This window comes from Streptomyces sp. NPDC004561, assembly GCF_053602155.1.
The window spans coordinates 1-8,876 of the sequence record NZ_JBSGDB010000371.1 but is presented as its reverse complement, the minus strand read 5'-3'; the positions used below and the strand labels follow the sequence as shown (position 1 = coordinate 8,876).

Annotated in this window: 8 protein-coding genes and 1 pseudogene; 2 read left to right on the top strand and 7 right to left on the bottom strand. The window is 72.0% G+C overall.

Features of this window, described 5'->3' with window-relative positions; genetic code table 11:
* A partial coding sequence (locus ACWEN3_RS34370; protein WP_452978983.1) for an Lrp/AsnC family transcriptional regulator occupies window positions 1–262 on the bottom strand: 262 nt, incomplete at its 3' end.
* Between the two features lie 245 nt (window positions 263–507).
* Between ACWEN3_RS34370 and ACWEN3_RS34365 the strand changes: the two genes are divergently transcribed.
* Window positions 508–942 (top strand): hypothetical protein, encoded by a 435-nt coding sequence (locus ACWEN3_RS34365; RefSeq protein WP_452978980.1) that lies wholly within the window; start codon window positions 508–510, stop codon window positions 940–942.
* 22 nt (window positions 943–964) lie between these two features.
* Here the strand turns inward: ACWEN3_RS34365 and ACWEN3_RS34360 are convergent, their stop codons facing one another.
* The 3 genes from ACWEN3_RS34360 to ACWEN3_RS34350 all read right to left on the bottom strand — a co-directional run bounded on the left by ACWEN3_RS34360 (window position 965) and on the right by ACWEN3_RS34350 (window position 4,696).
* Window positions 965–2,059, bottom strand: coding sequence for a phosphotransferase family protein (locus ACWEN3_RS34360; RefSeq protein ID WP_452978978.1), 1,095 nt, complete (start codon window positions 2,057–2,059; stop codon window positions 965–967).
* Between the two features lie 14 nt (window positions 2,060–2,073).
* Window positions 2,074–3,180 carry a hypothetical protein gene (locus ACWEN3_RS34355; RefSeq protein WP_452978975.1) on the bottom strand — a complete coding sequence of 369 codons (1,107 nt, stop codon included), beginning with the start codon at window positions 3,178–3,180 and terminating at the stop codon, window positions 2,074–2,076.
* Window positions 3,181–3,523: 343 nt separating this feature from the next.
* Window positions 3,524–4,696, bottom strand: coding sequence for an acyl-CoA dehydrogenase (locus ACWEN3_RS34350; protein ID WP_452978972.1), 1,173 nt, complete (start codon window positions 4,694–4,696; stop codon window positions 3,524–3,526).
* A 331-nt stretch (window positions 4,697–5,027) separates the two neighbouring features.
* Between ACWEN3_RS34350 and ACWEN3_RS34345 the strand changes: the two are divergent.
* A pseudogene (locus ACWEN3_RS34345) lies at window positions 5,028–6,258 on the top strand (glycoside hydrolase family 18 protein).
* A 52-nt stretch (window positions 6,259–6,310) separates the two neighbouring features.
* On the opposite strand, the gene ACWEN3_RS34340 reads toward ACWEN3_RS34345, so the two are convergent.
* From ACWEN3_RS34340 to ACWEN3_RS34330, 3 genes are all read right to left on the bottom strand, one after another.
* The gene (locus tag ACWEN3_RS34340; RefSeq protein WP_452978969.1) at window positions 6,311–6,964 is read right to left on the bottom strand and encodes a TetR/AcrR family transcriptional regulator; all 654 of its coding nucleotides are present in this window, start codon (window positions 6,962–6,964) and stop codon (window positions 6,311–6,313) included.
* Between the two features lie 105 nt (window positions 6,965–7,069).
* Window positions 7,070–7,210, bottom strand: a complete 141-nt coding sequence (locus tag ACWEN3_RS34335) for an SCO1431 family membrane protein (RefSeq protein ID WP_452978966.1) — start codon at window positions 7,208–7,210, stop codon at window positions 7,070–7,072.
* Window positions 7,211–7,311: 101 nt separating this feature from the next.
* A complete protein-coding gene (locus ACWEN3_RS34330) occupies window positions 7,312–8,685 on the bottom strand; it encodes a peptidase C39 family protein (protein WP_452978963.1) in 1,374 nt (457 codons plus the stop codon).
* Window positions 8,686–8,876 lie beyond the last annotated feature (191 nt).

Genomic DNA, 8,876 nt, shown 5'->3' with positions numbered 1-8,876 from the left:
GGACGCCGGCCAGGCGGTCCGCGATGTCGTCGGGGGCGCTGGGGTCGAACGGTTTCACCGAGATGAACGCGGTCATCGGCAGCCCTACGGCCTCCGGGTCGACCACCGCGGCGTAGCCGCGGATGACGCCCCGCTGTTCGAGCCGGCGCACCCGCTGGTGCACGGCCGACGTGGACAGGCCTGTGGCCTTGCCCAGGTCTGTGTAGCTCATCCGCCCGTCCTTGACGAGCAGCTGCACGATCTGACGGTCCAGCTCCTCCATGGCGCCAAAACCTACAGTGCGGTTGATCTCCTCGGATAGCCGAGAGCGCAGGTCATGGCCGGTTCGATACAAAAAGCACCGCCCGTGCGGCCCCGGCGGGCACCCGCGAACGGCATGTGACGAACGCCACATGGTTCGAACAGGCTCCGTGATTCTCTCGTGATTACCGCCGAGACCGGGCGGGAAGTGCTTGCTGTGGTCGAGGCCTCAGCGCCTTCTCGGCCCAGTCTTAGGGGGAGAGTCCCATGCAGAGTGTCAAGCGCCCTGGTCGATCCGCGTCCAAGCGGCAGCAGCCGGTGGTCGAGCCCGAGCCGGAGGGCGTCGAACCCGACGCCCTCGAAGAGGAATTCGACGCTTACGACACCTTGGAGATGTACCGGGTGATCTGCCCGGACTGCGCGCAGCCCATCGCGCTGCTGGCGGACGAGGAGATCCTGCCGGAGCACGCGCTGTGCGCCTCGCCGTGGAACCCGTTCGGGCTCACGGTCTGTGCCGGTACGGGCCGTGCGGCGGCCGACGCCCGCTCCGCGGACGAGTCCGTCGAACCGCAGGAGCAGGTCACCGCCCTGCTGCTCACGCTCCCCCAGGGTCTGAACTGGCGGACGCAGCCCTTCTCGCACGTCGGCGGCCCGGGCTCGCGCCCGATGCGCGTGCCGGCGATGCGCCGCCAGGCCGCCTGAGCCCCCTCGCTCCGGGCCCGGCTCAATCCCAGTAGCTCCCCTGCACCATGGCGCGCAGGCTGTCGTGGTGCAGGATCAGGGTGTCCGGGTCCGCCGGGACGGCGACCTCGCCGAAGTACGCCTGCCGGTAGGCGATGCGCAGCATGACGACGGCGTGCCGCAGGGCGGCGTACAGGGTGTAGAACTCCATGTCCCGCGGGGTGTGGCCGGTCAGGCGCGCGTAGCGGGCCTCGACGCGGTCGCGGCGCAGCAGGTCCGGCAGTCCGCGCTGTCCGGAGCCGGCCGTGAGGTCGTGGAAGAAGCGGTGCAGGTAGATCGTCCAGCCGAGGTCCACCTCGCGCGGGGCGAGTGCCGCCATCTCCCAGTCGAGGACGGCGACGGGCTCGAAACCGTCGTAGACGACGTTCCCGATGCGTGCGTCGCCCCAGGTGAGGACGGGGTCGCCGGGATCGCGCGGCCACAGTCGCGCCAGCCGGTCGAACGCGTCCTCGATGAGGGGTGACCGGGGCAGGCCGTCGACCACCCAGGCGTAGTAGGCCCGTTGGGCCGCGACGTGCCGGTGCAGCGCGTCCCCTTCGCCCGGCATGGCGAGGAACGGGGCGTCGGCGGCCGGGACCTGGTCGTGCAGCCGGGCGAGGAGGCCGATCGTGGCCGCCTCCAGGTGCTCGCGCTCGGCGTCGCTCGCCGCGTGCAGCCAGCTGCCCTCGTAGGTGTACGGCATGACGTCCGGCGGCACCCGTCCGGTGACCCGCTCCATGACGAGGAACGGCGCCCCGAGTGGGCCCGGGTCCTCCTCCAGCCACAGCGCGCGGGGCACGGGCACGTCCGTGCGCTCGGCCACCAGGCGCAGCGTGCGGTACTGGCGGGCCATGTCGTATTCCGGGAAGACGGTGTACGCCGCCGGGTCGGCGGCCAGCCGCAGCGCGCAGGAGCGGACCGGGGGGCGCGGGTGCTCGATGTCGAAGAGCAGAGTCTCGCTGGACATGCCGTTGGAGGCCGGGACGGTGATCCCGGTGGCCTTGGCGCCGGGCAGCCGGGTGCCGAGCCAGGCGGTGAGGCGCCGGGACAGTTCCTCCGGGTCGCGGGTGGTGGTGCGAGGGCGCGGTGCGGTGGCCATACCGGGTTCCTCCCTCAGGGTGCGACCGAGTCGAAGCCGGTGAAGCCGCTGGGGTCGTGCCGTCCGAACGAGCCGTGTTCGAAGATCCCGTGACCGGTGCGGCCGTCGAGCCGGAAGCGGGCGGAGTGGTCGGTGACGCCGTAGGCGGCGAGGGGGTACGCGGCCGGGTCGGAGAGGTCGTAGGTGCGGCGGTCGGTCCAGCCGGGGCCGCGCCAGGTGCCGTGCTGCCAGTCGTCGGCGGGCGGGTAGCCGGCCCCGACGGCGAGCGGCGAGGAGGTGAGGGTCTCCACCTCCAGTTCCTGCGGCTCGCGCGGGTCGCCGAGGTGGATGACCGCCCGTTCCGGGTGGCGGGTGCCGGAGCGGTAGCCGATCTCGGCCCGGGGCCAGCCCAGTTGGCGGTCCGGGTGGCCGGGCCGGACCAGTATGGCGTCGTTCAGGGTGCGGTAGCCGTCGGCGTCCTCCTGGGTGACGACCATCAGGAAGCGGTCCGCGAAGCGGATCGGGCACCAGATCCAGTGGAAGCCCTCGGCGGGGTGGTCCTGGGCCAGCCGGCCGCCGTCCTCGCCCGGCACCGGCCGTACTCCCCAGCTGCGGTCGCGGGTGCCGGTCCAGTCCCGCGCGGTGACCCGGAACTCCTCTCCCCCGGCCCGGATCACGCCCTCGGCGGTGCCCGCCTGCACGAAGCGGCGGCCCTCCAGGGTGAGCCGGCCGCCCCGGCGCTGGAGGTGGTGCGGCTCCCACAGGGCCGGGAAGGCGGCCGTCCAGGTCAGGTCGCAGCCGAGCGGTTCGTCCTCGCAGCGCAGGCGCAGGCGCTCCAGCGGCCGCTCCACGTCGATGCGCAGCGGGCCGACGGCGAGCCGGGTCCGGTCCTCGCCGAGGGCGTCCGAGGCGCGTACGGCGTACAGGGTGTCGCCGGTGCGGAGGGTGGCGTAGGCGTCGATCACGCCCAGGTTGGGGTAGACGCCGAGGCCGAGGATCAGCAGGGCCCGGCCGGCGTGGTCGAGGACATGGAAGATGCAGCGGTCGTAGGCGTTGCGGTCGCCGGTCGCCACGTGCTTCATGGACAGCGGCACCTGGTGCACGGGGTACTCGTCGAGCGGTACCGGACGGTCGTCGGCCACGGACACCCCCCTGGGAGACAGTCCGCTGACGGTACGTCAGTCACCTGGAGGAGGCCAGAGCGGGGACCGGACGTCCGTGAACTGACGCCCGATTTCGCCGGGCGGTGACCTGCCGGGCGCGCGCGGCGTTCTCCGGGCATGACCCCCTTGTACTCGGCCACCGGGCGTCAGCGCCGCATTTTCGTCCCCCGCCCGGCAGAATCGGTTCCGCCTCCCGCGCCGCAGGACCCGCCCATCTACCGGGACCTGATGCGCGTCTGGGCCGACCGGGGCCGCACCCTGCCGGGCCGCCACGACCCGGAGTGGGTCAGGCTGGCGGCCCCGACGGTCCTCACGGGGCAGTTCAGCGACCTTCGGGTCCCGCCACGTGACGGGCGATGACCATCCGCTGGATCTGGTTGGTGCCCTCGACGATCTGCAGGACCTTGGCCTCGCGCATGTACCGCTCGGCCGGGAAGTCGGCGGTGTAGCCGTAGCCCCCCAGTATCTGCACGGCGTCCGTGGTGACCTTCATGGCCGTGTCGGTGCAGTGCAGCTTGGCCATGGCGGCCTGCTTGGCGAACGGCCTGCCCGCGTCGCGCAGCCGGGCCGCGGCGAGGTAGAGGGCACGGCCGGCCTCGATCTGGGTGGCCATGTCGGCGATCATGAAGCGCAGGCCCTGGAAGTCGGCGATCGGCCGGTGGAACTGCCGGCGCTGGGTGGCGTACGCGACCGCCTCGTCCAGCGCGGCCTGGGCGACGCCGATGGCGCAGGCGGCGATGCCGAGCCGGCCGGAGTCGAGGGCGGACAGGGCGATGGTGAAGCCCTGGCCCTCCTCGCCGATGCGCCGCTCGTCGGGGACGCGGACGCCGTCGAAGTGGACCTGGGCGGTGGGCGAGCCCTTCATGCCCATCTTCTTCTCGGGTGCCGCCGCGCTCAGGCCGGGCGCGTCGCCGGGCACGAGGAAGGCGGTGATCCCGCGCGGGCCGTCCTCACCCGTGCGGGCCATCACGGTGTAGAAGTCGGCGATGCCGCCGTGCGTGATCCACGCCTTGGTGCCGGTGATCACCCAGTCGTCGCCGTCCCGGACGGCCTTCGTGCGCAGGGAGGCCGCGTCGGAGCCGGAGGACGGCTCGGAGAGGCAGTACGCGCCGAGCAGGCCCCCGCCGAGCATCGCGGGCAGGTGCTCGACCTGCTGCTGCTTGCTGCCGTAGGTGGCGAGCCCGTAGGACGCGAGGGTGTGCACGCTGACGCCGAGGCCGACCGTGAGGCGGGCCGCGGCCAGTTCCTCCAGGACCTGGAGGTAGACCTCGTAGGGCTGCTCGCCGCCGCCGTACTCGGGGTCGTACGGCAGGCCGAGGAGGCCTGATTCGGAGAGCAGGGTGAAGACCTCGCGCGGGAAGCGTCCCGCGTCCTCCTGCTCGGCGGCCTTCGGCGCGATCTCGCGCTGGGCGATCTCGCGGACGAGCGCGAGCAGGTCCCTCGCCTCTTCCGTCGGCAGTTGACGCTCCACCGGCTGCGGGTCGCGGTCGGACATGGCGTCGGTCTCCTCCCTGTTCGGGCACCGGCGGACTGGCCCGTCGGGTGGGGGGCTCCGCCTGGTCGTTCCGGTTCGGCCACGGCGCTCGCTCCCGGGTCTCGGAAGCTGCTGACCAGCGGCTGTGCGCTGTGAGTATGCCCGATCAGCGACCTCCAGTCACCAGTTAACGACCGCTCACTTCAAGATTCCAGTCGAGGCGGCCGAAGCTCGCCCATATTGGTCCGAACCATTGACTCAGTGGTCTAGTCCTCCTACTGTGCATGACCAACGCTTTACCGCGTTCATGCCAATCGGCGCGCGTCCCCCTCCGCCCACGAGGAGACACCCGATGCACATTCCCCACCGCTCACGGCTGCGGGCCTTCGTCTCTGCCGCGTGCACCGCCGTCCTCGGCGCCGGCCTGCTGGCCGGCGCGGGCACCGCGACCGCTGCCGCACCCGCGGCCGCGAGGCTCACGGCCGGGTCCAAGGTCGTCGGCTACTTCACCGAATGGGGCACCTACGACCGCAAGTACTACGTCAGGAACATCCAGACCTCCGGCTCCGCGGCCCGGCTGACCCACATCGACTACGCCTTCGGCAACGTCACCGGCGGCGGTTGCGCGATGGGCGACTCCTACGCGGCCACCGACCGCGCCTACACCGCCGCCGAGTCCGTCGACGGCGTCGCCGACACCTGGGACCAGCCGCTGCGCGGCAACTTCAACCAGCTGCTCAAGCTGAAGAAGAGGCACGGGCCTGAAGATCCTCTGGTCCTTCGGCGGCTGGACCTGGTCCGGCGGCTTCGGGGAGGCCGCGAAGAACCCCGCCGCCTTCGCCCGGTCGTGCTACGACCTGGTGAAGAACCCCAAGTGGGCGGGCCTGTTCGACGGCATCGACATCGACTGGGAGTACCCGAACGCCTGCGGCAACACCTGCGACACCAGCGGGCGGGAGGCCTTCCGGAACGTCATGGCCGCCCTGCGGTCGAAGTTCGGTTCCCACAACCTCGTGACCGCGGCGATCACCGCCGACGCGACCAGCGGCGGCAAGATCGACGCGGCGGACTACGCGGGCGCCGCGCGGTACGTCGACTGGTACGACCCGATGACGTACGACTACTTCGGCGCCTGGGACGCGACCGGCCCGACCGCGCCGCACTCCCCGCTGACCTCCTACCCGGGCATCCCTAAGGCGGACTTCGACACGTCCGCGACCATCGCCAGGCTCAGGGGCCTCGGCATCCCGGCCGCCAAGCTCCTGCTCGGCATCGGCTTCTACGGCCGCGGCTGGACCGGCGTCACCCAGGCGGCCCCGGGCGGCACGGCGACCGGCCCGGCGGCGGGGACGTACGAGCAGGGCATCGACGACTACAAGGTGCTGAAGACCAAGTGCCCGGCGACCGGCACCGTCGGCGGCACGGCCTACGCCAAGTGCGGCAGCGACTGGTGGAGCTACGACACCCCGGCGACCGTCGCCACGAAGACGGCGTACAAGAACCGGCAGGGCCTCGGCGGCACCTTCCTCTGGGAGCTGAGCGGCGACACCGCGAACGGTGAGCTGATCAAGGCGGTCAGGTAGCCCCCGCGGGGGACCCGGGAGCGGAGGACCACGAGCCTCCGCTCCCTACGGGTCAGTGGTCCCGGCGGGCCGGGGGCGGGGCAGGGTAGGCCGGGTCGAGCTCCTCGATGGCGCGCAGGGCTCCGCCGAGCGTCTTCACCAGCAGTTCCCGCATGGTGTCGCGGGACAGCTCGGGGCGGTCGATCCAGTCCAGGGTGGCGCCTTCCACGCTGCACACCCAGGAGAGCAGGCCCATGCGGACCAGCGGGGAGATGTCGCCGCGGCCGTAGGCCCCGTCGGCGATGGTGGTGACGATCGCCTCGCGCACGCCGTCCCGGATGGCGTGCACCTCGGTGTCGAAGCCGACACCGCCGCTGACGATGGTGCGGTAGGCGGCCTGGTGGTGCTCGGCGTAGCGCAGATAGCTGTCGACGGTGCGGTGGACGCGGTCCACGGCGGGCAGTTCGAGGGCGCCGGCGGCGAAGCTGACCAGGTCGGCGACGGAGTCCTGGATGATCGCCAGGTAGTAGCCGCGCTTGGACTGGAAGTAGTAGTAGATCAGCCCCTTGGCGACCCGCGCCTGGCGGGCGATGTCGTCCATGGAGAGCGCGTCGTAGGACGTGTCGGCGAACAACTTCCGCCCGATGGCGATGAGTTCGGCGCGACGCGCCACGGAGCGCTCGGTGCCGCGCGCCCGGGGACGGACGACGGCACGCTCTTGACGCATATTCACTTTCGGCCCTGTTCCAGGCGGTCGGCGGGACATCCGCAGTATGTCAGAACATGCCGCGCCCAGGAGGCGCCGAAGGGGAGCCGGCCGGACCCGCCCGGGTCAGAGCAGGCCGAGCCGGGTCACGAGCATGGCGACCACCGCGACGAGGACCCAGCCCATGACGTGTTCGACGATCTTCGGGCCGTCCTCCTGGGGGCCGCCGGTGCGGACGCGGGTGGCGGTGGCCGGGTGTGCGGTCATGCTGGCACTCACAGAGGTCGGACGTACAGAGCGGTTCCCCCACCCTTTTGTCCACCTTGCCACCCGCGACGGCCCGTGCGGCGATGAGCTTGGTCACACGGTCAGCACACACCCACCGCGGCCAGGGCCTCGCGCTGGCGCGGGGTCGGACGGGCCGGGAAGTAGAGGTAGCAGACCCCGCCGGTGCCCGAGGAGACGCCGCCGGAGGCGTTGTGCCGCTTGGTGCGCAGCCAGATGTTCTCGAACTCCCGGCGCAGGTAGACCCGTCGTACGGCGTCGTCGCCCGGCGAGGCCGGGTCGTTGGCGATCACGTCGCCCTGCGCGGTGAAGCCGATCACGGTCATCAGATGGCCCGAGGTGCCGTAGCCGGCTCCGGTCAGCTCGGTCTTCAGGAAGGACTGGGACGTTATGGCCGGGATGCCGGCCGCGATCAGGGTCTCCAGGTCGGTGAGCGAGGCGAGGCGGGTGACCACGCCCTGGATGTCCTTGTAGGTGGCCGCGTAGGCCGCGTTGAAGGGCCAGTTGCCGCAGCCCTCGTACTGGTAGTCGTAGGTGGCGCGGGCGGCCTGGTCCACCTGCGGGTCGGCATAGGACGGGTCGACCCAGGCGAGCTGCTCCGGGGTGGGCCGGCCGCCCCAGTACTCGATGATCATCTCCGAGGAGGTGGGGCTGCACCAGGCCTCGCCGCCGTTGTCGAACTGCGGGTACTGGCCCTTGTGGATCTCCTGCGAGTAGCGCGGGACCGGCAGTTCCTGGGCGAGGCCGGGCGTGGAGGCCGGCACGGTGAAGCGGTCGGGGATGTCGGAGCCCATCGCGCCGAGCCGCCAGACGGTCGGGGTGAGCCGGGTGCCCGGCTTGCGGTAGAGCGTCAGGCGCAGCCGGTAGGAGGCGAGCCGCAGACCGGTGCCGGCGTCGTCGATGGCGAAGGTGTCGGTCCAGATGCTGCTCTTGCCGTCGCTCTGGCCGTCCACCGAGGTCCGCTTGATGTCCTGGTCGCCGGCCGCCCAGCGGCCCATCACGTACCAGGGGGTGTCGGTGCCGTCGGAGTACGTGCCCCGCAGCTCCACCTGGAGCCAGGTGCCGCCGGGGGTGTGCGCGTTCCAGGAGGAGACGACCTCGGTGGCCGGGACGGAGAGCCGGTGGACCGGCGAGGTCCAGGTGGCGTACTCCCAGGTGGCGGTGGTGCCGGTGTGCGGGTCGGTGTAGTCGCTGCGGCCGGCGGGCGTGCCGATCACCACGCCGGGGCGTTCGCCGGGGACGGCGCGGGTGCCCTGGGCGGTGCCGGAGCGCCAGTCCCGGTTCGTGGTCCAGGCGTGGTAGTCGATCGGGCGGGTCTGCGCCCGGCCGGGGTCCTCGGTTCCGGTCGCCGTCCTCCGCGCGGTGGCGGCGGCAGCGGGTGCGGCTCCCCCGGTCACCGCCGCGGCGACCGCGACGGCGAGGACGGTTCTGCGGGACGGCTGTTGGGCTCTGCTCATGGGCGCGATTACCCCCAGGTGTCCGAGTCGTGGCTGATTCCGGTGCACGTGTGTGCGCCAACTATGGAGCAGCCGACATGGCCCTGCCAGCACTTCCACCGATGCCGCGCCACCAATATTGGTCTCATCCAGTGAAGGGGGGCCCGTCGGGCACGCTCGCGCCGAAGGAGCCGAGCAGCGCGCGCAGGCCC